This is a genomic window from Nonomuraea sp. CA-143628, assembly GCF_050942315.1.
Classification (GTDB): Bacteria; Actinomycetota; Actinomycetes; order Streptosporangiales; family Streptosporangiaceae; genus Nonomuraea.
The window spans coordinates 11,659,931-11,682,481 of record NZ_CP192072.1 but is presented as its reverse complement, the minus strand read 5'-3'; the positions used below and the strand labels follow the sequence as shown (position 1 = coordinate 11,682,481).

The window sequence follows — 22,551 nt, the reverse complement described above, 5'->3', positions numbered from 1 at the left end:
AAAGGCGCAGCCGGCCCACGACTCGACGCGCCGCAGGTCAACTAGGGCATCCGATCTCGTTCACTCAGCTGTTCCCGATCATGCGGTCGCCACCGAGGGCGAACAGGCAGAACATGTCGAACTGATGAAGGTCGGCCTTGTCCAAACGCTTGATGGCCTCGATGGCGGAGCGAGCCGTGTTGATGTGACCGAGTGTATCCAGGCGGGTCGCATCGAAGGCAGGGTCGTAGTCCGCGCCATGTCTGGCTTCCAGAAGCTCGTTGAACGCGCTGGCCAGCACTTCCAGATCCACCGGAACGCGCCAGGAAGCGGAATCAACCAGAAGAAGCCGAAACGGGCTCGGCGGCGTACGGCCGGCCGCGATGTCCTCCACCCATCGGGCGACCTTCTTGAAGTTGCCATGGGCATACCAGCGGCCGATGGCTTGCTGATGCTCGACCGGCCCATTCCTGGCCGCGCGTCTCGCGCCATGCTGTACGAGCTCATGGAAGAGCGCATAGTAGGCCGTTGATGTAGCACGCCTCAGGTAGGCGGTCCGGGGACGGCCGCGCCCGGCGGTACGGCCTGCGAGGGTGTCGGCCAGATGGAGGTAGTTGTCTGCCTTGAAGTCTCGCCTCACTGCCAGTCCTGCTGGTCCCTGGTCAGGGCCTGATCAATAACGCCTGTGCTGTTGTCTTCCAGCTGCTCGTCGACGTCTTCCCGGGCTTGGAATTCTTCCGGGGTGAACAGCTTGACGTAGACGTGCTCATCGATCTGGCGTTGAGCGGCAAGCTTGTTCACCTCTCTACGCAACGCATGGGTGAATTCGGCCGGCCACCCGTTCTCGTCGGGCGTGTCCATAATGATCACAGCTCGGAGTGCTGCCTCGCCATCGGCATCAAGGTACGGCTCAACCGAAGCCTCCTGGATGTGCGGCGCGTCTGGAATTCGCATGTCGCGGATCGCCATGGCCAGTTCGCCCTGCCGCTTCATGCTCATGATGACCATCTTCGCACTCCCCGAATTCGACCAGAGGGCAGGCGAGGGTGCGTCACCAGCGGATCCTGTTCCGGCCGAACATCTTCTTCGTGATCGAGCCGACACCCAGCGTAGCGTCCCTGGTGGCCCAGGGACGGTGAAACCGTCGTGGTAGCGGCGTTCGTGAGTTCGCCCTGGCTGACCCTGATGTGGGCGACGCCGCCGCTGGTCAGAGTTTGAGTCGTCGGCAGACAGGGGCGGTTTAAGTTGTGTGCGGTTCGGAGCCCGCAGGGGTGGCGTGCCCTCCGAACATTGCCGCGGCTTGCCGGCCTTTCACCTGGTTCTCCGTGACGTAAGGCCGCAGTTCCGCCTCGTACGCGGCGAAGGCGGTCGTGTGGTCGCCGTCCGCCTCGGCCAGGCTGCGGGCCAGCGTCCATGCTCCGATCAGTGCCTGCGAGGTGCCCATGCCGCTGGTGGGCGCGGCGCAGTAGCCCGCGTCGCCGATCAGCGTGACCCGGCCGTGGGACCAGCGGTCCAGGTGGACCTGACAGGAGGAGCCGAAGTAGAAGTCGTCGGCTTCGCTCATCGCCTTCAGCAGCCGGGGCGCCTCCCAGTCGTGCTCGGCGAAGGCGGCCCGAATGGCCTGTTCCTGCTCCTCCCGGTCGCGGCGGTCCAGCGCGGGGGAGGTGGTGGCGAAGGAAAGACTGACCGTGAGAGGGGCCGCCGGGTCGAGGCCGAACAGGTAGATCGCCGCGTTCGGGGTCTGCTGGAGCAGTCCGGTGCGGTCGAGCCCGAGGTAGTTGGGGGTGCTGAACCCGGCTCCGGAAAGGCCCAGGTGCCGCAGCGCGTCGGCGTGCGGGCCGAAGGTCAGTCGTCGGACCTTGGAGTAGACGCCGTCGGCGCCGATCACGAGGTCGAAGTCGCGGGTGGCGCCGCGCTCGAACTCGACCGTGACGCCGGACTCGTGCTGAGTCAGCGCGCTGATGGAGTCGTCGAACACGTACGCCACGTTGTCCGCGGTGATGCGGTGCAGGATCCGGGTCAGTTCCCGCTTGGGCACCTCCAGTTCGCCGGCGAACGCCTCCGCGGGCAGCTGCCCGATCTCGGCGCCGGTCTCGTCCACCAGCGTGGTGCCGCGCATCTTCGTGTCGTGCGCCCGGACCTCGGCGAGGATGCCCATCTCCTCCAGTACGCCGAGTGCCTGGCCGCGGAAGTCCACCGCGTAGCCGCTGTCGCGCAGGTGCGGGGCGCGCTCGATCACGGTCACCTCGTACCCGTCGCGGTGCAGGAAGTAGGCGAGTGCGGGCCCGGCCACGCTGGCACCCGAGATCAGAACCGTCGTCTTGGTCATGGGGATGACCGTAATCGCGTCTTGCCCATTTGGTCAAACCAAATGGATAGACCGTTTGGGCAAGGACTTCGGTATGCTGCGCTGTATGGGAAACCGAGAGGATCTGCTGGCCGGAGCCAAGCGATGCCTGATCGAACGCGGCTGGGCTCGCACCACCGTCCGGGACATCGCCTCGGCCGCCGGAGTGAGTCACGCCGCCATCGGCTACCACTTCGGCTCCAAAGATGCCCTGCTCACCCAGGCCCTGGTGGAGGCGGTTGACGAGCTCGGCGCCGAGCTCGACCGTCGCACCCCGTCCGACGAGCCGGAAGAGCGCTGGCAGACGCTGATCGACAGCTTCACCACTCATCGGGCGTTGTGGGTGGCCCAACTCGAGGCCGTGGTGCAGGCCGAGCGATCACCAGAGGTACGTGAACACCTCGCCAAAGGTCAACGCCAGGGACGAGAAGGGCTCGGCGGTTCCGTGCCGCTCGCGTTGCTGACCGGTCTGATGCTGCAGTGGCTGGTGGACCCGGATCACGCGCCCTCCGGCGCGGATGTGATCAGCGAGCTCCGATCACTCCGTGACCAGTGACGTCCGCCGGCGAACATTCATCGGCTCGGATCGGGATCAGACGGCGCCGAGCGTGGCGATGAGTTCAATGACCTGGTACGCGGTCGGGAAGTCCGGTGCCGCGTAGCGCAGCGTGCAGCCGTCTTCGAGCTCCATTCCCGGCACCAGCAGCGCGTACTCGGTCATCCGCGGCCGGTGCACCCGTACTTCCAACCGCACCGGGCCGTCGAAACGCAGCGGACGGACGGCCCCGCGGCCGGCCAATGCCTCGGGTATCGCCTGTTCGATCCTGTCGCATGCCTCGTCGGGGTGCAGCAGCGCGGCGGCGCGAGCGCCCAGCGCGTGTTTGACCACCACTGAGCGGATGCCCGGGGCGACCTCGGCCGCCTCTGCCGCCACGGTGTCATCGCCGCTCACCAGCACCGGCGGTACGCCGCTGTGCGCCGCGAGCGCGGTGTTCAAGCCGATCTCGCCGAGGGAACGGCCATTGCAGCGCACGTCGGCGATCACTCCGCCAGAGACGGTGTGAGCGATGACCGAGCGGGGCGTGCCCGCCTTGCCGTGATAACCGATGAACAGCACCGCGTCGATACCGTCCGCCAGTCCGGCCATCATTCCGTCGGGTTTCGGCGCGCCACGCAGTAACTCGGCACGCCGGTCCAGCAGTTCGGGGAGAAGATTGCGGAAACGCGCGTGGGCCTCGGTGACCAGCACCTGGGCGCCTGCCTCGTAGGCGTGGACGCCGCGGACGGCCGCGCTGGCCTCCGCCGTGAGCAGCTTGCGGTTGCGCTCGTATTCGCTGTGGCCGGGAATGACATCATCGCCATCGACCACCCCGGCGATTCCCTCCATGTCCACCGAGACGAGCACCCGCATCTCGATCACGCCTTTCCAGGTCGTTCGCACGTACGCCTGCGGCTGAAGCGCCATGGTATCGACCGCTTCGCGGACGCCCCCGCACCCATGGCGGGCGCGGGGGCATCGAGCTTCCCAGCTGTGGCTTAGACCCGGAACGGCAGGTCGGCCGCGTCTGCGCCGAGCGTCACCGCGATGATGATCACGATCATGAACACGAGAACCCCCACATGCTTGCCCCATTCCCCAGGGACCTGCACAAACAGGGAGAAGTTGCTCACCAGCGCCTCCAAAACCGATCGAATGGATGACGCCGGAACCTGAGGGAGGGAAGTCTCCAGCCCCATCAGTCGGTACGCTGGAACCAGAGAAAACAGGTACCTGGTGATGGGCTCAGGCCCGGCTGGGCATCGAGGGTCCGGCCCCCTTCGCGAGAGGGGGCTGGGCCCTTTTTAATGCCCGCGCATAACGGTAGTAGCTCCCTCGGCGCGCCCACGCGTAATGGCAAAGAATTGACCAAGGGCAGACGCCACATCCAGCCTACGGGCGATATATATGCAGGTCAGAGCGTTGTCGCTCGTCTCAAAAACTTGACTATAAATTTACCTGCGTGCTGGGCGGTCCTGAAGACGAACCTCTGGCAATTAGCCGAAAGGCGCCTATATGCGTTTTGCCGAGAGGCGCCGCGCTTGCGTTCTTTGCGGCGGCGACGGCGGCGACGGCGCGGCCGGGCGCGGGCCGAGGAGGTGCACGGGCGGCTGCTGCCCGTCTCAGCCGAGCCCGTCACCCGGCGAAGGCCTCGCGGAGGAACTCGACGATCTCCGCCCGCGCGGCCTTGGCCTGCGGCACCACGCCCGGCATGCTGAGGAACGCGTGCGTCGCACCCGGATATTCGGTGAGCCGCGCGGGCGTCCCGGCCGCCCGCAGCCGTTCGGCGTAGCGCCGGCCGTGATCGGCCACCGGGTCGATGGTCGGCACCACCACGAGCGCTGGGGCCAGCCCGCCCAGGTCGTCGGCGTACAGCGGTGACAACGCGCGAGGATCCGTTCCCGGCGGAACGGCGAGCTGCTGGAAGAACCGCATCTGCGTCAGGGTGAGGGCCGGGCCGTTGGCGTACCGGCGCATCGAGGCGTGGTCGAATCCCGCCGAGGTCAGGTCGACAGGGGTGTTGGCCAGCACCTGAGCCCGCAGGGGCAGGCCGGACTCCCTGGCCCGGATCGCGGCCAGCGCGGTGACCATCGAGCCGGTGCTCTCACCGAAGACGGCGGTCCGCGCCGGGTCGATGCCCCACTGCGCGGCGTGCTGTACGACGTGCCGGAGTACGTCCCAGCCGTCGTCGACGGCCGCCGACAGCGGAGTATCCGGGTCGAGGAGGCGGTGCTCGACCGAGACGACGACCACGGGCAGCTGGGCGGCGAGGCGGCTGTTCACCCAGTCGCTCTGCACGGCCGTACCCACGAACCCCCCTCCGTGCACGTGAAGCACGAGTGGCAGGCCTTCACCGCCGTGCCCTGGCGAGGGCCGGTACACCCGGACCCGGAGTCGGCGGGCGGGCAGCGCCACCTCTTGCCACTGGATCGTGGCGCCGCGGTCAGGGAACCCGGTGATCAGCCGCGCCAGACGGGAGGCCCGCTTGCGGTTCACCGTGTCGCGGAGGGTGGCCAGTTCCTCGGCCGTCATCGCCGACCAGTCCGGCTCCTTCTGCAGGGCATGCATCAACCGGATGCCCAGCGGCGGCCGCTCCGTACCGGTGACGTCGCTCATCTGTCCCCCTGGTTTCGCTACGGCAAGTATCGATACCGATAGTAGCGCAAGGGGCTATCGTGTGAGCATGGCCCGAACGACCACCTCCGCCAGGCCACCCGGTCGCCCGCGAGCCGGCGTCAACGACGTGGTCTTCGCCGCGACGCTGAGCACGGTGCACGAACTCGGGTACGCGAGTGCCACCGTCGACCGCATCGCCGCCGCGGCCGGCGTCGCGAAGACGACGATCTACCGGCGCTGGCCGTCGAAGGGCGCGCTGATCGTGGACTGCCTCCTGGACGCCTTCGGACCGGTGCCGCTGGAGGGCGCCGGTCGGGCCGAGCTCATGTCCTCGGCCATCCACTGGATCGCGGCGAAGATCGGCGAGCCCGGGGTGGGTGACGCGTTCGCGGGCGTGTTCAGCGATGCCGTCAGTGATCCGGCCGTACGCGAGCTGCTGTCCGCGCGGTTGCAGGACCCGTACCGGCTCGCGCTCCAGGAAGCGCTGGGCGAGCCGGAGAGCCGGGTCCTGTTCTTCATCGACGTCGTCGTCGGGGCCTTGCTCCACCGGATGGGCATGACCGGTGAGCCGATGGTCGACGCCGACGTGGCCGCACTGGTCGAGATGGTTCTGGCGCACTTCGCTGAGGGCGCCTGAACGTGCTGTTTAGTACTGCACCCAAAGGTAGTAAAGGCCGGGAGCATTCCAGTTGGTCGGGATGACGGTTTCGCAGTAGTACTGGCGCCAGGTGTGGTTGATCTGACCGTCGTAGCCGATCCCGGCGCATTGGTCGGGCCAGCCGTAGGTGCCCTGCTTGACATAGCCGGGTATTTCGGCTTGTGCGGGCGAGGCGAAACTGAATGCGGTGATGAGGGTGGCCGCGGCCAATGTGAGCGCGGCTAGGGGGCGCGACTTCATACAGGAAAGTTAACTAATAATTTAAGGGTAGGCAATGCACTGCCGGCGAACGGCAGCTGACCGTTTTGTTGCTATTCGTTCTGTATGTTCGGTAGTCCAGCCTCGTACACGGACTCTGGCGCGAGGAGGGACGCATGGCGCGGCTGGTATCGGTCAACGTGGGTCTTCCGCAGGACGTCGCCTGGCAGGGCAAGACGGTGCGTACCGGCGTGTGGAAGTACGCCGTCACCGGCCCTCGGATGGTGCGGCGGCTCAACCTCGACGGGGACGGCCAGGGGGATCTGGCCGGGCACGGCGGTGAGTACCGTGCCGTCCTGGTCTACCAGCTCGACTCCTATCGCCACTGGCAGGAGTACCTGGGCCGCGACGACTTCGCCTACGGGCAGTTCGGGGAGAACTTCACCGTCGACGGGCTGCCGGACGACGAGGTGTGCATCGGAGATCGGTTCCAGGTGGGCGAGGCGCTGTTCGAGGTCACCCAGCCGCGGGTCACCTGCTACCGGGTGGGGTTGCGGATGGGCGAGCCCCGGATGGCCGCGCTGCTGGTGTCCCACCGGCGTCCGGGGTTCTACCTGAAAGTCCTCGTCGAGGGCCTGGTGGAGGCGGGGCAGGAGTTCGTCAAGGTCGCCTCCGGTCCCGAGGAGGTGACGGTCGCCGACATCGACGCGCTGCTGTACCTGCCGGGCCACTCCCGTAGGCAGCTCGCGCGGGCGCTGCGCATTCCCGCTCTCAGCCCCGGCTGGAGGACGTCGTTGCAGGCGCTGCTCGACCAGGCCGACGGCGCTTCCGGCAAGGCGAGCGGCAACGCGGGGCTGGCCCCCGCCGTCTCTCCGCCGCCGGCCTGGCCGGGGTTCCGGCCGCTCCGGGTGAAGCGGATCGAGGCGGAGAGCGCCAGCGTGTTCTCCGTGACGCTGGCCGGGCTCGACGGTGACCCGCGTCCTGCCGTGCTCGGCGGTGACCCGCGTCCTGCCGCCTCCGACAGGGCGCCGCTCCCTGCCGCCTCCGACGGTGACCCGCGTTCCGGCGCGCCCGGCGGTGATCCACTTCCTGCCGCGTTGCCGGGCCAGTTCCTCACCGTTCGGGTGCCATCCGAGGGCGGCGGGCCGTCGCTCATCCGCAGTTACTCGCTGTCCGGCCCGCCGGGCGGCGCCGAGTATCGCCTCAGCATCAAGCAGGAGCCGCACGGGGCGGCCAGCGGATACCTGCGTGCCCATCTGCGTACCGGAGACGTTCTCGAGTGCGCGGCCCCGCGAGGTGCCTTCACACTCGTGGCCGGTGACGGTCCCATTGTCCTGATCTCGGCGGGCATCGGCGCCACCCCCGTCATGGCCATGCTGCACACGCTCGCCGCCGAGCGATCCCCTCGTGAGGTGTGGTGGCTGTACGGCGCCCGAGATGGCACCGAGCACCCCTTCGCCGACGAGAGCCGCGACCTGCTCGGCCGGCTGGCGAACGCGCACCGGCACGTCTGCTACAGCCGCCCGGCCCCCGGCGACCGGCAGGGCGTCGACTACCACTCCAAGGGCCGGCTCTCCCTCGACCTGCTCTGCGGCCTTGGCCTGCCACGCGGCGCCGACACGTACGTGTGCGGCCCTCCCGCGCTCATGCGGGACCTCCCGGTCGCGCTCGCCGCCTCCGCGCTCGCTCCCTCCCATGTCCGTACGGAGATCTTCGGCGCCGGCCCGTCCCTGACCCCCGGTGTCACCGGCGGCTCGATGACTCCCGTACACCCGCCCGCGGGTCCGCCGGGCGACGGACCCGCGGTCTCCTTCGCGCGCAGCGGGCTGACGGTGAGCTGGAGCACCGCGTACACGAGCCTGCTGGAGCTCGCCGAAGCCTGTGACGTGCCCACTCGCTGGTCGTGCCGCACCGGCGTCTGCCACAACTGTGAGAGCGGCCTGCTGGCCGGAAGCGTCGACTACTCGCCCGAGCCGCTCGACGCGCCCGCCGAAGGCGACGCGCTCATCTGCTGCTCCCGGCCACGTGAGGACGTCATCCTGGACCTTTGACGCGCTCCCCGAACGGACCTCAGCCCTTGGCGGCCATCAGCAGGTCCAGGTGTGTCTGGACGATGGGCTTGGCATCGGTGGCGAGCTGCTTCACCTCCGGCGAGGATCCCTTCCGCAGTTCCTTGGCGCCGTTGGCGAGACTCTGGCGGTGTCCGGCGATCTGCGCGGCCAGCCATGCCCGGTCGAATGCTTCGCCGCTCTTGGCGGCCAACTCCCCGAGTTGGCGGCGCTGGACGGCGCTCGGCTTGTCGGGCAGGTCCACCCCTACCTGCTTGGCGACCCGGCTAACGTCGTCGTCCATCTTGGTGTGATCGCTGACCAGTTTGGCGCCCAGCTTCCGGACCGCCTCGCTGGCGCCCATGTCCTGAGCGGCCTGTCCGGCCTGGATCTCGGCCAGGTTGCCTTGGTGGGCCTGGCGGAGGAAGGTCCGGTCCTGTTCGTTCACGTCCAGGGGCGTGCGCACGCCGGCGGCCGCGGGAGGAATCACAGCAATCGCAAGGGCGGACATGATGAGAATGATCGCTTTTGTCATTGAACATCCTTTCCGTCCCGGTTTGGTGCCCTCCGCTGGCTCCAGAAGAACTCATGTGTGATCAAAATGAACGCATGGGTCGCACCGGCTCGGTCGCCAAGCACCTACTCGTGGCGAGGAGCAATGCGGCGGAGGTCTGGTCCTAGTCACTTGTCCGATACCGCGGGCGGGTCGGCGTCCCTAGCGTTCTGATCGTGAAACTCATCGAAGCCTTGGACTCCGCGGTCGAGTTGACGGCGGTCACGAAGCACTACGCGCACGGCGTCACCGCGCTCGACAACGTGACCGTCGGGTTCGGCCGGGGCACCTTCACCGCCGTGATGGGGCCGTCCGGATCGGGCAAGTCCACGTTGCTGCAGTGTGCGGCCGGCCTGGACAAGCCCACGTCGGGGCGGATCACGGTGGACGGCAGGGACCTGACCCAGCTGACGGAGCGGAAGCTGACCTTGCTGCGCCGCGACCGCATCGGATTCGTGTTCCAGTCGTTCAACCTGCTGCCCTCCCTGACCGCGGCGCAGAACGTGGCGCTGCCGCTGAAGCTGGCGGGCCGCAGGGTGGACCGTGAGCTGGTGCGACAGAGCCTGGACGCGGTCGGTCTCGCGGAGCGGGCCGGGCACCGTCCCGCCGAGCTGTCCGGTGGCCAGCAGCAGCGCGTGGCCATCGCCAGGGCGCTGGTCGCCAGGCCCGCCGTGCTCTTCGGCGACGAGCCGACCGGCGCGCTGGACACCAACACCAGCCGAGACGTGCTGAGGCTGCTTCGCTCGCTGGTGGACCGGCACGCGCAGACGGTCGTGATGGTCACCCACGACCCCGCCGCGGCGGCGTACGCGGACCGGGTCCTGTTCCTCGCGGACGGCCGGATCTGCGGTCAGCTGCTCGATCCCACGGCCGAGGCCGTCTCGGGCCGCATGCTGATGCTGGAGGAGTCGTGCTGAACATCGCGTGGCACACCCTGCGCACTCGCCTGGTCTCCTTCGCCGGCACATTCCTCGCACTCGCGCTCGGCACCGCCCTGATCGCCGCGATGGGTCAGGTGCTGGCCACCACTGTGGACTCTCCCGACCGCGCCCCGCAGCGTTACGCCGCCGCGCCGTACGTGGTCGTGCCCGACGAGCGGCTGCGCGTGGAGACCTGGCAGGGAGAGCAGAGCCGGCCGCTGGCGGAGAGGCATGGCCTGACCGCCGAGCTGGCCGCCCGCTTTCCCGGCGCGGTCGTCGACCGGATCTTCCCCGCGCAGGTCGCGGACGGCCAGGGACAGGATGCGGTGGGCCGGCCCTGGTCGGCGTCCCGTACGGCGCCGCAGCGGCTGGTCGAAGGCCGGGCGCCGCGGACCGCGCGGGAAATCGTGGTGAGCGCGGGAGCCCGGGTGGGCGACAAGGTGCGCGTGATCACGCGGTCGGGGACGAAGCCGTACACCGTGGTGGGAGTGACGGACGGCCCGCCCACCGTGTTCTTCACCGACGATCAGGCCGCCAGGCTGTCTTCGCGTATCGACGCGCTCGCCCTGTGGACGAGGCCGAGCGGCGTACCCGTGCTCACCGGACAGCAGCGGGCGCTGATGGACCCCGACCGCGAGGGCGACGAGCGAGCCCGTAACAACGCCAACACGATCGTCGGCATCGCCGCCGGATTCGCCGTGTTCATCGCCGTCTTCGTGGTGTCGTCGACGTTCGCGTTCGCGGTGGCGCAGCGGCGGCGCGAGTTCGCGTTGTTGCGGACCGTCGGCGCGACCCGCCGCCAGGTGCGGCGCATGGTGTACGGAGAGGCCGGATTCGTCGCTGTGGCCGCCTCCGCGCTGGGGGCGCTGGCCGGGCCGTACGCCGCGGGGCCGATTCTGGATTGGCTGGTCGGCCTCGGGATGGCGCCTGCCTGGCTGGTGCCGAGCAGGCAGACCTGGCCGGCGGTCACGGCCTTCGCCGTGAGCGTGGTGGTCGCGCTGGCAGGCGTGAGCGTCGCGGCCAGGCGGGCCGGTCGGGTGCACCCGGCGGAGGCCATGCGCGAGGCCGCGATCGAGCCTCGGGTGATGACCTGGGGGCGCCTGCTCGTCGGCGTGGGGCTGTGCGCCGCCGCGCTGATCAGCATGGCGGTGAACGCCGTGAGCGATCCGCAGGGCGCCACCAACAACAAGTCGTTCATGCCGATCTTGATGCTGCTCGTGGCGGGCGTCGGCCTGCTCGCCCCGGTCGTCGTGCGACCGGTCGCCAGGCTGCTCGCCGTACCGCTGAGCCGCCTTCGTGGCGCGGGCGCCACCTTGGTGCCCGCCGCCGCGGCCACCTCCGTCAGGCGGACCGCGGCGACGGCGGCGCCGGTCCTGGTGGCGGTGGGACTGGCCGCGGCGCTGCTCGGCGCGGCCGCGATGACCGACGCGGCCAAGACCGCGATGCAGGCGGCACCCGTACGGGCCGACTACCTGGTGCTCCCCGAAGGATCCGTGGGACTGGATCGGCAACTCGTCGAGCGGCTACGGGCCATCCGCGAGGTGGAGATCGCGACCACGGCTCCGACCAGTATGTACACCCTTGAGGGCAAGACCGCGCTGATCCAGCGGCCTACCGAGGCCGTGGACCCGGCCCGGTTCGGGAGCATGCTCGACATCCCGGTGACCAAGGGCTCCCTGGCTCAGCTGGACGACCGGACCATCGCGGTCTCGGAGACGTGGGAACTCGAACTCGGCGAGAGCGCGAAGCTGTGGCGGGCCGACGGCAGCGAGATCTCGCTCAAGGTGGTCGCGCTGCTCGCCCCGAACGCGCCGTCCGACTCCTACGTCACCACGGCACACGCCTTCTCCGCGCCGGTGACCACGGCCTATGTGAAGCTGCGGCCGGGAGCCTCGGCGCGGGACGTGGAGTCCGCTCTGCGGCGGTCCACGCAGGGGCACAACGCGCGGGTGCTCACCAAGGACGCCTGGGTGAGCGAGACGGGCGACCGGCGCGGCTCCGCCAGCCGCCTCGGGCTCCTGGTGGTGCTCGGCATCATCCTCGCCTACACCGCGATCTCGCTGGTCAACATCCTGCTGATGGCGGCTTCCGATCGGACGGCGGAGCGGGCGTCGCTGCGACTGCTCGGCGCGACCCGCGGTCAGGTGGTGAGGTACGTCGCCGGCGAGGCGCTCCTGGTCGTGGCCATCGGCGTGCTGCTGGCCGCCGCCGTCGCGGTGATCAGCCTGGGCGGCCTCTGGAGCTCGCTGGTGCGGATCGCCGGGCCGATCACGATCAGTGTGCCCTGGCCGGCGGTCGGCGCGGTGATCGCCGGATGCGTGGTGCTCGCGGTCGCCGCCGCCGTGGCGCCCGTGCTACGCCGCGCCTAGGTCCAGCCTGGCCAGCTCCACCCGGGAGGAGACGCCGAGCTTGGGGAAGGCCCGGTAAAGGTGGTAGCTGACGGTCTTGGGGCTGACGAAGAGCCGGGCGCCGATCTCCCGGTTCGTCAGGCCCGTCATGGCCAGCCGGACGATCTGCAACTCCTGCGGCGACAGGTCGGCCAGCTTGTCGAAGGCGGCGGGAGCGGCGACGATCTCCCCGGCAGCGCGGAGTTCGGCCGCGGCCCGCTCGGCCCACGGGGCGGCGCCGAGCCGCTGGAAGGTCTCCAGCGCGGCACGCAGTTTGGTACGCGCGTCGCGCTTGCGCCGCTCGCGGCGGAGCCATTCGCCGTACACCAATTCGGTCCTGGCGTGTTCCAAGGGCCGGCCGTGTGGCTTCAGCGCGGCGGAGAAGAGCTCGTCGCCCGGCTCGACGAGCGCGCGGCAGCGGGCCAGCACCGCGTCGGCCCAGTCGAGCCGGGCCGCGCCGGCCCATTCCGCCAGCCGTTCGAGCGGCTCCTTCGCCCGGTCCGGCAGTCCCGCGCGTACGGCCGCCTCGACCTGGTCGGCAGCGAAGTAGACGGCCTGGATCTGGTGGCGTACCGGCCCCGCGAGGGCGGACTCCAGCCGGTCCAGCGCCTGCGCGTGGCGGCCACGGCTCAGATCGAGCATCGCCTGGGCCCACTCCGACCAGGCCACGCCGTTGGCGATGCCGGTCACGGCGAAATGCTCGGCACAGCGCGCGGCCAGCTCCGCGCACCTGGCGTCGTCGCCCTCGAGGGCGGCGATCCAGGCCAGCATGCCCTCCAGGTAGCCGGTCCGGTGCGGCTGGCCGAAGTCCCTGGCGATCCTCAGCCCCTCCGCGGCATCGGCCTTGGCGTCGGTGAACCGGCCGAGATAGACCGCGGACGCGGCCAGCGTCACGTGCGCGATCGGCAGCCAGCCGGTCATGCCGAGCGCACCGCACTCCTCGACCAGCGCAGCCGAGATCTCCCGCTGCGCCTCGAACTCGCCCACCAGCCCAGCCACGAACGCGCCGTTGACCCGAAGGCCGTAGGAGCCGCGCTCGATGCCGCGCGCGTCGAGCACCAGCGGGCGCATGCCGGGCAGCGCTCTGGCCGGACCGTGGCCGAGTGACTCGGCGGCCGCCTCGACCGCGTCCACGGCGGAGTCCAGACCGTCCTCCTCGCGCAGCGGCAGGCGGCGCAGCCGTACGGCGGCCTCCTCGACCCGCCACGGGTCGCTGAGCTGCCAGGCGTTGCGTCCCGCGTCGATGAGCATGAGACCGGCGGCGACCGGGTCCAGCTCGGCGACCCGGCTCGCGCCGGCGAGCAGAATGTCGTGGGCGGTGTGGACGGAGCCGCGTTCGAAGGCGACCCTGGCGCGGAGCCCGGCGAGCCTGGCGATAGAGCGCGGGTCTTCGACGAGGCGGGCGGCCCTTTCCGCCAGTGCCTGGGCCCGGTCGGGCAACCCCGCGTCCGCGGCGGCCACGGCCGCCTCCGTCAGCCGTCTGGCCAGCGATCCCGGGTCGGTGGTGAGTTCTGCGGCGCGTTCGAGCGCGGCCGCCGCCGCCGCGTGGCCGTGCCGTGTCCTGGCCCGTTCAGCGGCGCGTTCCAGCGCGCCGGCCACCTGCTCGTCGGGCCCCAGAGCGACCGCGGCCAGGTGCCAGGCCCGCCTGTCGTCCTGGTCGTCCAGTACGTCGGCCAGCGCCCGGTGCGCGACCAGCCGCTGGTCGAAGGCGGCCGAATGGACGGCGGCGGCCCGCATGAGCGGGTGCGCGAAAGCGACGCCGCCACCGTCGGCGAAGGTGCGGCCGCCGCCGGCCGTGAGGAAGCCGGCCCGCTCGGCCGTACCGAGAGACTCGGCGCCGATCCCGAGCCGTTCTGCCGCCCGAAGTACGGTGCCCAGGTCGCCCGTGTCCTCGACGGCGGCGAGAAGGATCATCAGCTGGGCTCCGTCCGGCAGTCGCGCGATGCGGGTCGCGTACGCCTCCTGGATCCGGCGCGGCAGCGGCATCGGAGCGAACGGGTCGGCGGTGCGCGGCAGCTCGATCAACGCGAGTGGGTTGCCGCAGCTCTCGGTCAGGACCCGGCTTCTGAGGCCCTCCGCCAGATGCGGGTCGCGTTCGGTCAGCAGTTCGGCCGCCGACTCCGCGTCGAGCGGGCCGAGCCGGCGCTCCGGCAGGCCCTGCGCGTTGAAACCGTCACGTGCGGCGAAGAGCAGGACGACTCCCTCGGCGTCGAGCCGCCTGGACGCGAAGACCAGCGCGTCCGCGGAGGCCCGGTCCAGCCAGTGCGCGTCGTCCACCAGGCAGAGCAGCGGGCCGTCCTCGGCGATCTCGGACAACAGCGACAGCGTCCCGAGCCCGATGAGGAAACGGTCCTCGCCCGCGGCCGCACCGAGGCCGAGCGCGCCTTTCAGCGCGAGCGCCTGGCGCTCGGGCAGCGCCTCCACGCGAGCCAGCTCTGGCCGCAGCAACTGGTGCAGCGCCGCGAACGGGAGCTCGGCCTCGGTCTCCACCCCGACGCTGCGGAGCACGCGCAGGTCGGTGGCCCGTTCGGCGGCGCTTCCCAGCAGGGCGCTCTTGCCGATGCCCGGATCACCGTAGATCACGAGAGCGCCGCTGCGCCCCGCCCGCGCGTTCTCCAGCAGTCCGTCGACGACCGCCTGGTCCTCGCGTCTGCCCTTAAGCATGCCCGGTCAGCCCCGAGAGGTGATGCCACATCACCGGAAAAGAGTACGGGCCGGCAGAAGCCGATCAGTTGTACGGGTCGCGGCTTCGGCGCTGCTCGTATTCGCGCTGTTCGTACTCGCGGGTGCGCTCGTACCTGCGCTGCTCGTGTCCCCTGGGCTCGTGGCCTCGGGGCTCATGGCCCCGCTGGTCGTATCCCCGCGGGTCATATCCGCGTGGCTCGTATCCGTGCTGCTCATACCCGCGAGGCTGCTCGTACGGGTACGGCTCGGGGTCCGATACGTGCTCGAAATCTATGGCCGTGCGGCCGATCGAGGCCAGGAGCGAGAAGATGGCGATGCCGACGACGAGGTTGATGGCGGCCGTGGCGACCTGCCTGATGAGGTCCACGGAGTACATGAACGGCAGGATCGTGATGATCACGGTGAAGAGCCCGGCGATCCAGCCGAAGAACTTGGTCGGCTCCGGCGTCGACAGCATGAGCACATAGAGCAGCAGCGTCGCGACGAGCGCGGCCGTGGCGGCCGAGATCGCGTATCCCGTGATCGCCGTGCTGCCGTAAGCGGAGTTCCCGTACGGAGTCAGCGCGCGGATGCCCAGGAGCCGGTTGCTGATCATAGCTCCGACGACCACGATCAGTGCGGCCACCACGGCGGCGGCCACGCCGCCTCCCCACACTCGCGCCGGATTGACTCTCGGCCGGGCCGACCCCGAGTGGCGATCATGGCGGTCATGGGAGGGATATGACATGCGAATCACCTTTGTCGCGAAGGCTGATCAAGCACTTACGGAACCCTACACGCGCTGTCAAGAGCGGATGACGCGCCGTGCGCGTGGTGGCGAAGGGGTTTATCGGCCGCCCCTTCTTCGATAGCGTCGTCGGCGCGATTCCCGGCTGACGGTAGGAGCGAAATCGGTGTCTGAGCCCTATCCCCGTGAAGGAACGCCCGCCCCGCCGCGGCGGTCCGCACGCTGGGTGCGACGCTGGGCCGTGGCGATGTCCGCCGCATGGATCGTCGGCATCCTGTGGATCGTCATGTACTACGTGGATCCCGACTTCCCGGTGCTCGGTGAGTTCGGGAACTGGAATCTGTTGATCGGGTTCGGGCTGCTTTTGCTGGGTGCGGTGTTCGGGGTGTTCCTGCTGGTGGCCTTGGTCATGTCGGCGCGCCGCCGCCCCTGAGAAGGGCGACGGCGCGCACTGGGCCGCCTAGCAGCTCTTGGGTAGCGTCACCTTGTTGGGCATGCTGTATCCGATCTTCTTCTTGCCATTGGTCTTGGGATTGACCGTGATGCACTTGTCGAAGTGGCGCATTCCTGTCGCGCGTCGACACCGGGTGCGGCGGGGCAGGCGCTCCACGAGACGGCCGCCGCCTGCGCGGGGGTCACGAGGGCGGTGGCAAGGATGACGGTGGCCGCTCCGGCGGCGGACAGTCTCGCGAGGTTTCGCATCAGGGGTCCTCTTCAGTGGTCGTTCGGGTGCGTCACCGAATTCAGTGGTCGTTCGGGTGCGTCACCGAATTCAGTGGTCGTTCGGGTGCGTCGCCGAATTCACTGATCGTTCGGCTTGCGTCAACGACTCTGCCGAGCCGCGGATCTCCGAACCAGAGACCGCGTCACCGAAGACCCATGACCTCCTCATAAAACGGACAACCCGTAGGCTTGCCCCCGATCTGACACGGGGGAGTGAGTTGTCGCAGGTTCCGGTGCCGCGCCTGGCGCGGGGGATCGTGGTCGTGGTGCTCGCCGGGTTCGCGTCCGTCTATGTGTTGGCGGGGTCACCGCTCGCGATCGTGGCGCTCGGGCTGCAGCTCGTCTACGTACTGCGCTCTCTGCGGCGGTTCAGGGGGCCGTGGCTGCTGGTCGTACAGGCGGTGGTCGGTTACGCGGCCACGCTCGGCTTCGGCACCTCCGTCGGGATCCTCGGCTTTCTGGGCGGATCGCTGCTGCTGACCCCGGCCTGGCCGCTGGCCCCGCTGGTGGCGGTCAGCGCCGCCGTCGTCGGTCCGGCAGACCCGGCGATCAGCATGGTGCTGATCGCCCTGGTGATCTACGGCCTCACCCGGCTCACCGATCGGGTGGACGAGATGTACGCCGCCCGGCTCGCACTGGCCCTCGCGGCGGCGGCCGAGGAGCGGCTGCGCATCGCCACCGGGCTGAGTGACGGCCTCGGCAGAGGGCTCGCGGCCATCGCCGCAGGCGTACGGTCCGCCCTGGATCAGCCCGAACGCGTCGCGGAGACGCTCGGCGAGGTCGTCGCCACCGCGCGCCGCTCCCTGGCCGACGCCAGGAACGCCGCCGCGGGCTACCGGGCCACGTCACTCGCGCCCGAGATGACGACCGCCCGCGCCATGCTGACGTCCGCGGCGATCGAGACCGAGACGCGGGTCGGCCACTCCGAGCCGCTCGGCCCCGCGGGCGCGCTGCTCGCGGCGGTGCTGCGCGAGGTGGTGACCGAGGCCGTACGCCAGAACACGGCCACGACGTGCGTCATCGAGACCACCACCGCCGATGGGACGGTACGCCTGCGCGTCACCCACGACGGCGCCCGCACGGCCGAGGACGAGGGTTTGGCCGACCTGGCCCGGCAGCTGGGAGCGGCGGGCGGCGGCCTGACCACGGGCCTGTCCGATGAGGGCCGGCTGACCGTGGACGCCGTGCTGCCCGAGGGGCCGCCGGAGGCGGCCGTGGACCCGGGCGCCTACCGGTTGTCGGTCGCGCTGCTCGGCGCGGTGCTGGTCGGGTTCTCGATCAAGGCGCTGCTGTTCGTCCCCGCGAGCCTGATCTTGCCCGCCGCGGCCTGTCTCGCCGTGATCGTCGTCATGCAGCTGCGTTCGATCAACGGGCGTCACATGCTCGCGCTCGCGTTGCTGGCGCTGCTGGTCTACCTGCCGATTCCGGTGTTCGGGCGGGCCTGGCTGGGCGCGGCCGGGTTCCTCGCCGGTCCGATCCTGCTCGCGTTTTCGTGGGGCGTGGCCTGGCCGCTGGTCGGGTGCGTGATGGCGAGCGTGGCGGTGAGTGCGGTGCTGCTCGGCCTGCCGGTCCCGCTGACGGTCAACTTCACCGCGAGCACGCTGGTGACCGGCCTGGTCGTGTACGGGCTGCTCAAGCTGGCTCAGCTGGTACGGGAGCTGCAGGAGGCCAGGCAGGCGCTGGCCCGCGCCGCCGTGGTCGAGGAGCGCCTTCGGGCCGCGCGCGACCTGCACGACCTGCTCGGCCACAGCCTGGCCGCGATCCTGCTCAAGTGCGAGCTGGCCAGACGCCTGGACCCCGCGCGGGCACAGGCCGAACTGGCGGACGTACTGGCGATGGCCGAGAAGGCGGAGGGGGATCTGCGGGTCATCTCCGGCGAGCGGCCGGCGATGTCCCTGGCCGCCGAGGCCGAGTCGGCACGGTCGGTGCTGGCCGCCGCGGGCATCCAGGTGGAGCTCGGCCTCGCGCACACGGAGCTGGCCGCCGAAGTGGAGAACGTCCTGGGCGCCGTACTCCGGGAAGCGGCGACCAACGTCCTCAGGCACAGCTCGGCCCGGCATTGTGCGATCACGACGGTGGTGGAGGACGGGGTGGTACGGCTCCGCGTACGCAACGACGGCGTGCGCTCGTCGGAGGGACGACCCGGCTCGGCCGGGATCGGCAACCTGACCACCCGCCTGGCGGCCTTGAACGGGCGGCTCGGCACGGCTCGCGAGGACGGCTGGTTCGAGCTGACCGCCCAGGCGCCGACCTCCATGCACATGGTCGGTTAGATCCAGCCCGCCTCGGTGGCGATGCGGACGGCGTCCGTGCGGTTGCGGGCATTGAGCTTGGCGACGATGGCGGTCAGGTAGTTGCGCACCGTCCCCGCGCCGAGAAAGAGCCGGGTGGCTATCTCGGCCGCGTCGGCGCCGCCCGCCGCCAGCCGCAGCACGTCGGCCTCTCGCGGAGTCAGCGGGTTGTCGGCCAGGTCCCAGGCGGTGACCGCCAGCGAGGGGTCGAGCACCCGCTTGCCCGCCGCGACGTCGCGGATCGCCGCGACCAGGTCCTCGGGCGGCGCGGTCTTCAGCAGGAACCCGTCCACCTGCGCCCCGAGCGCCCGCCGCAGGTGCCCCGGCTTGCCGTGCCCGGTCAGCATGAGCGTGCGGCACGACGGCAGCTTCGCGCGTATCTCGGCCGCGGCGGCCAGGCCGTCGAGCGTGCCGGGCATGTCGATGTCGAGCACCGCGACATCCGGCCGGTGGACCAGGGCCGAGGGTACGGCGGCGTCGCCCGACTCGACCGCCGCCACGATCTCCAGGTCCGGTTCGAGGCTGAGCAGGGCGACCAGGGCGCCCCTGATGACGTGCTGGTCCTCAGCCAGAAGCACGTGAATCACAGGGATATGTCTACCAGTGTCCGGATCATGATGAAGTCATGGTCCAGTCGTGATCGCGTCTCTGGTCCACGCCGTACCTGGTCAGCAGGCTGAGAGCCATGACAGACGTGCTGCGCTTGGACGCGGTGAGCAAGGTGTACGGCAAGGGGCAGGGCGCGGTCGCGGCCCTGCGCGAGGTGTCGGTAGGCATTCCGCGCGGGAGTTTCACCGCGGTCATGGGCCCTTCGGGCTCGGGCAAGAGCACGTTCCTGCACTGCGCCGCGGGGTTGGACGTGCCGTCCTCGGGTTCGGTACGGCTCGGCGGCACCGAACTGGCCGGGATGGACGAGACCGCGCTGACCGAGCTGCGCAGGCAGCGGATCGGCTTCGTGTTCCAGGCGTTCAACCTGGTCTCGGCGCTCACCGTGATCGAGAACATCACCCTGCCGCTGCGCCTGGCGGGCGTACGGGTGGACCGGGCATGGCTCGACAAGGTCGTGTCCAAGGTGGGCCTGACGGGGCGGACGGGCCACCGGCCCGCGCAGCTGTCCGGCGGCCAGCAGCAGCGGGTGGCCATCGCCAGGGCGCTGGTCACCCGGCCCGAAGTCGTGTTCGGTGACGAGCCGACCGGCGCGCTGGACACGATGACCGCCCGTGACGTGCTGACGCTGCTGCGGGAGATCGTGGACGGGACAGGACAGACGGTGGTGATGGTCACCCACGACCCGGTGGCCGCCTCGTACGCCGACGCGGTGCTGTTCCTGGCCGACGGCAGGATCGTGGACTCCGTGGCGGCGCCCACCTCGGAGCGGGTCGCCGAGCGGATGACCAGGCTGGGAGCGTGGGTGCGTTGACCTCCATGATCTCCGTGGCCCTGAAGACGCTCCGGCACCGCAAGGCCGCCTTCGCCGGGGCGTTCGTCGCCCTGTTCTGCGCCGCCGCGCTGGTCTGCGCCTGCGGCATGCTGCTGGAGACGGGACTGCGCGGCAGCGTGGCGCCCGAACGTTACGCGGGCGCCCCCGTGATCGTCAGCGGGGACCAGTACGCCCGCCAGACGGTTCGCACGTCCGAGACGAAGACCAAGACCAAGGCCAAGCAGCTGTCCGAGCGGGCCTGGGTGCCCGCGTCCCTGACCGACCGGTTGCGCCGGATCCCCGGCGTGTCGCGGGTGGTCGCCGAGGTGACCTTCCCCGCCTACGTCGCGGGCCGCCGGTTCCAGGGACACGGCTGGGAGTCGGCGGCGCTCACCCCGTACACGTTGCGCTTGGGACGTGAGCCCAGGGCGGCGGGAGAGGTGGTCGTGGAGGCCGGGTCAGGGCTCGCGGTGGGGGCGCGCTTGCCGGTGCGGACGGCGGCCGGGGACAGGACCTATCTGGTCACCGGTGTCACCGCCCAGGACCTGCCGAGTCAGGACACGCTGTTCTTCGCCACCGCCGAGGCGCGGCGCCTGGCGGGACGGCCGGGGCAGGTGGCCGCGATCGGCGTCTTTCCCCAGGTGGACGTGTCCGGGGGCGCGCTCGCCCACACCGGGTCCGAGGCGGTCAAGGGCGCGCTCGCCTACACCGGGGACGAACGCGGTGCCGTGGAGTTCCTGGACGCCGAGCAGTCGCGGGTGAGGCTGATCAGCCTGGGCGGCGCGCTCGGCGGGACCTCGCTGCTGGTGGCGATCCTCGTCGTGGTCGGCACGTTCGCGCTGTCCATCCAGCAGCGCCAGCGGGAGATCGCCCTGCTCAGGGCCGTCGCCGCCACTCCCCGCCAGGTGCGCGGGATGCTCGGTGGCGAGGCGCTGCTGGTCGGCCTGGTGGCCGGGACACTCGGCTCGGCGGCCGGGGTCGGGCTGGGATTCTGGTTGCGGTCCAGGTTCGTCGCGCTGGGCGCGATGCCGGACAACCTGCGGCTGGTGGTCAGTCCGTTTCCGCTGCTCGCCGCGTTGAGCGCGGCCGTGGTGGCGGCCTGGGCGGCGGCCTACCTCTCGGCTCGGCGTGCCGTACGGATCCGCCCGGTGGAGGCACTCGGCGAGGCGGACCTACCGACGGCGCGCATCCCCTTGGGCAGGATGGTCGCCGGGCTGCTGTGCGCCGCCGGTGGCGTCACGCTGACGCTGGTGCTGTCGGCCCTGTCGAGCGAGGCGGCCTCCGGCCCGGTCACCCTGCTCACCGCGCTGGTGTGGACGGTCGCCGTGGCTCTGCTCGGCCCGGTGCTCGCGCGGGTGGCGACCGCCCTGCTCGGGGTGCCGCTGCGCGCGGCCCGGACGAGCGGCTACCTGGCCGCCGCCGGCCTGCGGGCCACGTCCAAGCGGCTGAGCTCGGTCGTCACGCCGCTCAGCCTGATGGTGGCGATGACCTGCACGATCCTGTTCGTACAGACGACCATGGGGTACGCGGCCCAGGAGCAGGCGACGGCGGGCACCAGGGCGGAGCACGTCCTCGGCCCGCACGTACCCTCCGGCGCGGCGGCGGCCGTCCGGCGGCTTCCGGGCGTCGAGGCGGCCACCGAAGTGCTGCGTACTTCCGTACGGGTGGGCCTGGACAAGTACGGCGCGCAGGCCGTGACCGCCGACGGGCTCGGCCGGACCATGGACCTGGGCGTGGTCTCCGGTTCGCTCGATGACCTCGATGACGACTCCGTCGCGGTCAGCCGGACGGCGGCCGAGCGGCTGGGTGTCTCGGCGGGCGCGAAGATCAGCCTGACACTGGGTGACGGCACCCCGGCCGAGCTGCGCGTCGTCGCGATCTACGTGCGCGGGCTGGGATTCGGCGACCTCACGCTCTCCCACGCGCTGGTGGCCGGGCACGTGGACGACCCGCTCGGGACCGTGCTGGTCGCGGCCCCCTCGGTGACGCGGGCGGACCTGGAACGGGCCGTGCCGGGGGTCGGCGTACTGGACCGGGCCGCCTCGTCCTCGGCCGGCGGGGCCAACGGCGAGGTGAACTATGTGGCGATGGGGCTGATCATCGCGTTCACGGCGATCGCCGTGGTCAACACCATCGCCATGTCCACGTCGTCGAGGTCGCGGGAGCTCGCCCTGCTCCGCCTGGTCGGCACCACACGACGGCAGGTGCTGCGGATGCTGCGGCTGGAGACCCTGGCGGCGGTCGTCGTCGCGGTGACCATCGGGACGGTGATCGCGCTGGTCACCCTGTCGGCGTTCAGCATGGGGATGACCGGTTCTCTGATGCCGCACGTCCCACCGCTCACCTACCTCGCTGTGGTCGCCGCCGCGGCCGGCCTCGCTCTTCTGGCCACTGCGCTGCCCGGCCGCCTGGTCCTCGGTCGGCGGCCGGTCGAGCTGATCGGCGCGCGCGACTAGTGGGA

The 22,551-nt window shown here is 70.5% G+C and carries 20 protein-coding genes; 9 read left to right on the top strand and 11 right to left on the bottom strand.

The genetic code is table 11. The annotated features are described in order from the left end of the window. Positions 1–64 precede the first annotated feature (64 nt). The 3 genes from ACQP2T_RS52765 to ACQP2T_RS52755 form a co-directional block, all read right to left on the bottom strand. On the bottom strand, positions 65–619 hold the full coding sequence (locus tag ACQP2T_RS52765; RefSeq protein WP_433512343.1) for a hypothetical protein: 555 nt from the start codon (positions 617–619) through the stop codon (positions 65–67). Continuing rightward, complete coding sequence (locus tag ACQP2T_RS52760; RefSeq protein ID WP_433512342.1) at positions 616–987, bottom strand: hypothetical protein; 372 nt, start codon at positions 985–987, stop codon at positions 616–618. Before ACQP2T_RS52760 ends, ACQP2T_RS52765 begins: the two co-directional genes overlap by 4 nt. A 232-nt stretch (positions 988–1,219) precedes the next feature. Then, positions 1,220–2,308 (bottom strand): FAD-dependent monooxygenase, encoded by a 1,089-nt coding sequence (locus tag ACQP2T_RS52755; RefSeq protein WP_433512341.1) that lies wholly within the window; start codon positions 2,306–2,308, stop codon positions 1,220–1,222. 85 nt (positions 2,309–2,393) lie between these two features. On the opposite strand from ACQP2T_RS52755, the gene ACQP2T_RS52750 reads away from it, so the two are divergent. Beyond that, positions 2,394–2,882: a TetR/AcrR family transcriptional regulator gene (locus ACQP2T_RS52750; RefSeq protein ID WP_433512340.1), complete on the top strand. Its 489-nt coding sequence runs from the start codon at positions 2,394–2,396 to the stop codon at positions 2,880–2,882. A 36-nt stretch (positions 2,883–2,918) separates the two neighbouring features. Here the strand turns inward: ACQP2T_RS52750 and ACQP2T_RS52745 are convergent, their stop codons facing one another. The 3 genes from ACQP2T_RS52745 to ACQP2T_RS52735 all read right to left on the bottom strand — a co-directional run bounded on the left by ACQP2T_RS52745 (position 2,919) and on the right by ACQP2T_RS52735 (position 5,480). Continuing rightward, the gene (locus ACQP2T_RS52745) at positions 2,919–3,791 is read right to left on the bottom strand and encodes a M55 family metallopeptidase (protein WP_433512339.1); all 873 of its coding nucleotides are present in this window, start codon (positions 3,789–3,791) and stop codon (positions 2,919–2,921) included. A gap of 71 nt (positions 3,792–3,862) precedes the next feature. Next, a complete protein-coding gene (locus ACQP2T_RS52740) occupies positions 3,863–3,997 on the bottom strand; it encodes a hypothetical protein (protein ID WP_433512338.1) in 135 nt (44 codons plus the stop codon). A gap of 502 nt (positions 3,998–4,499) precedes the next feature. Beyond that, complete coding sequence (locus ACQP2T_RS52735; protein WP_433512337.1) at positions 4,500–5,480, bottom strand: alpha/beta hydrolase; 981 nt, start codon at positions 5,478–5,480, stop codon at positions 4,500–4,502. A gap of 67 nt (positions 5,481–5,547) precedes the next feature. Between ACQP2T_RS52735 and ACQP2T_RS52730 the strand changes: the two genes are divergently transcribed. After that, positions 5,548–6,117, top strand: a complete 570-nt coding sequence (locus ACQP2T_RS52730) for a TetR/AcrR family transcriptional regulator (protein ID WP_433512336.1) — start codon at positions 5,548–5,550, stop codon at positions 6,115–6,117. 9 nt (positions 6,118–6,126) lie between these two features. Here ACQP2T_RS52730 and ACQP2T_RS52725 read toward each other — a convergent pair whose 3' ends face one another. After that, positions 6,127–6,378: a hypothetical protein gene (locus tag ACQP2T_RS52725; RefSeq protein ID WP_433512335.1), complete on the bottom strand. Its 252-nt coding sequence runs from the start codon at positions 6,376–6,378 to the stop codon at positions 6,127–6,129. 134 nt (positions 6,379–6,512) lie between these two features. Between ACQP2T_RS52725 and ACQP2T_RS52720 the strand changes: the two genes are divergently transcribed. Next, entirely contained in the window at positions 6,513–8,387 is a 1,875-nt protein-coding gene (locus tag ACQP2T_RS52720) for an MOSC domain-containing protein (protein WP_433512334.1), read from the top strand. A 19-nt stretch (positions 8,388–8,406) separates the two neighbouring features. Here the strand turns inward: ACQP2T_RS52720 and ACQP2T_RS52715 are convergent, their stop codons facing one another. Then, positions 8,407–8,895: a DUF4142 domain-containing protein gene (locus tag ACQP2T_RS52715; RefSeq protein WP_433512333.1), complete on the bottom strand. Its 489-nt coding sequence runs from the start codon at positions 8,893–8,895 to the stop codon at positions 8,407–8,409. A 218-nt stretch (positions 8,896–9,113) separates the two neighbouring features. On the opposite strand from ACQP2T_RS52715, the gene ACQP2T_RS52710 reads away from it, so the two are divergent. After that, positions 9,114–9,854: an ABC transporter ATP-binding protein gene (locus tag ACQP2T_RS52710; protein ID WP_433512332.1), complete on the top strand. Its 741-nt coding sequence runs from the start codon at positions 9,114–9,116 to the stop codon at positions 9,852–9,854. After that, positions 9,848–12,226, top strand: a complete 2,379-nt coding sequence (locus ACQP2T_RS52705; RefSeq protein ID WP_433512331.1) for an ABC transporter permease — start codon at positions 9,848–9,850, stop codon at positions 12,224–12,226. The genes ACQP2T_RS52710 and ACQP2T_RS52705 overlap by 7 nt, the downstream gene beginning before the upstream one ends. Here the strand turns inward: ACQP2T_RS52705 and ACQP2T_RS52700 are convergent. Together ACQP2T_RS52700 and ACQP2T_RS52695 are read right to left on the bottom strand one after the other, a co-directional pair. Then, positions 12,212–14,908, bottom strand: a complete 2,697-nt coding sequence (locus tag ACQP2T_RS52700; protein WP_433512330.1) for a helix-turn-helix transcriptional regulator — start codon at positions 14,906–14,908, stop codon at positions 12,212–12,214. The genes ACQP2T_RS52705 and ACQP2T_RS52700 overlap by 15 nt on opposite strands. Before the next feature lie 64 nt (positions 14,909–14,972). Then, positions 14,973–15,569 (bottom strand): DUF6069 family protein, encoded by a 597-nt coding sequence (locus tag ACQP2T_RS52695; RefSeq protein WP_433512329.1) that lies wholly within the window; start codon positions 15,567–15,569, stop codon positions 14,973–14,975. A 253-nt stretch (positions 15,570–15,822) separates the two neighbouring features. On the opposite strand from ACQP2T_RS52695, the gene ACQP2T_RS52690 reads away from it, so the two are divergent. Further along, the gene (locus ACQP2T_RS52690; protein ID WP_433512328.1) at positions 15,823–16,089 is read left to right on the top strand and encodes a cell division protein CrgA; all 267 of its coding nucleotides are present in this window, start codon (positions 15,823–15,825) and stop codon (positions 16,087–16,089) included. Positions 16,090–16,597: 508 nt separating this feature from the next. Then, positions 16,598–18,652: a histidine kinase gene (locus ACQP2T_RS52685; protein ID WP_433512327.1), complete on the top strand. Its 2,055-nt coding sequence runs from the start codon at positions 16,598–16,600 to the stop codon at positions 18,650–18,652. On the opposite strand, the gene ACQP2T_RS52680 is transcribed toward ACQP2T_RS52685, so the two are convergent. Beyond that, positions 18,649–19,257, bottom strand: a complete 609-nt coding sequence (locus ACQP2T_RS52680) for a response regulator transcription factor (RefSeq protein WP_433512326.1) — start codon at positions 19,255–19,257, stop codon at positions 18,649–18,651. The two genes, ACQP2T_RS52685 and ACQP2T_RS52680, sit on opposite strands and share 4 nt — an antisense overlap. A 98-nt stretch (positions 19,258–19,355) precedes the next feature. Here ACQP2T_RS52680 and ACQP2T_RS52675 point away from each other — a divergent pair, with 98 nt between their 5' ends. Both ACQP2T_RS52675 and ACQP2T_RS52670 read left to right on the top strand, forming a co-directional pair. Continuing rightward, the gene (locus ACQP2T_RS52675; RefSeq protein ID WP_433512325.1) at positions 19,356–20,090 is read left to right on the top strand and encodes an ABC transporter ATP-binding protein; all 735 of its coding nucleotides are present in this window, start codon (positions 19,356–19,358) and stop codon (positions 20,088–20,090) included. Then, a complete protein-coding gene (locus ACQP2T_RS52670) occupies positions 20,078–22,546 on the top strand; it encodes an FtsX-like permease family protein (protein ID WP_433512324.1) in 2,469 nt (822 codons plus the stop codon). The genes ACQP2T_RS52675 and ACQP2T_RS52670 overlap by 13 nt, the downstream gene beginning before the upstream one ends. Positions 22,547–22,551: the final 5 nt, after the last annotated feature.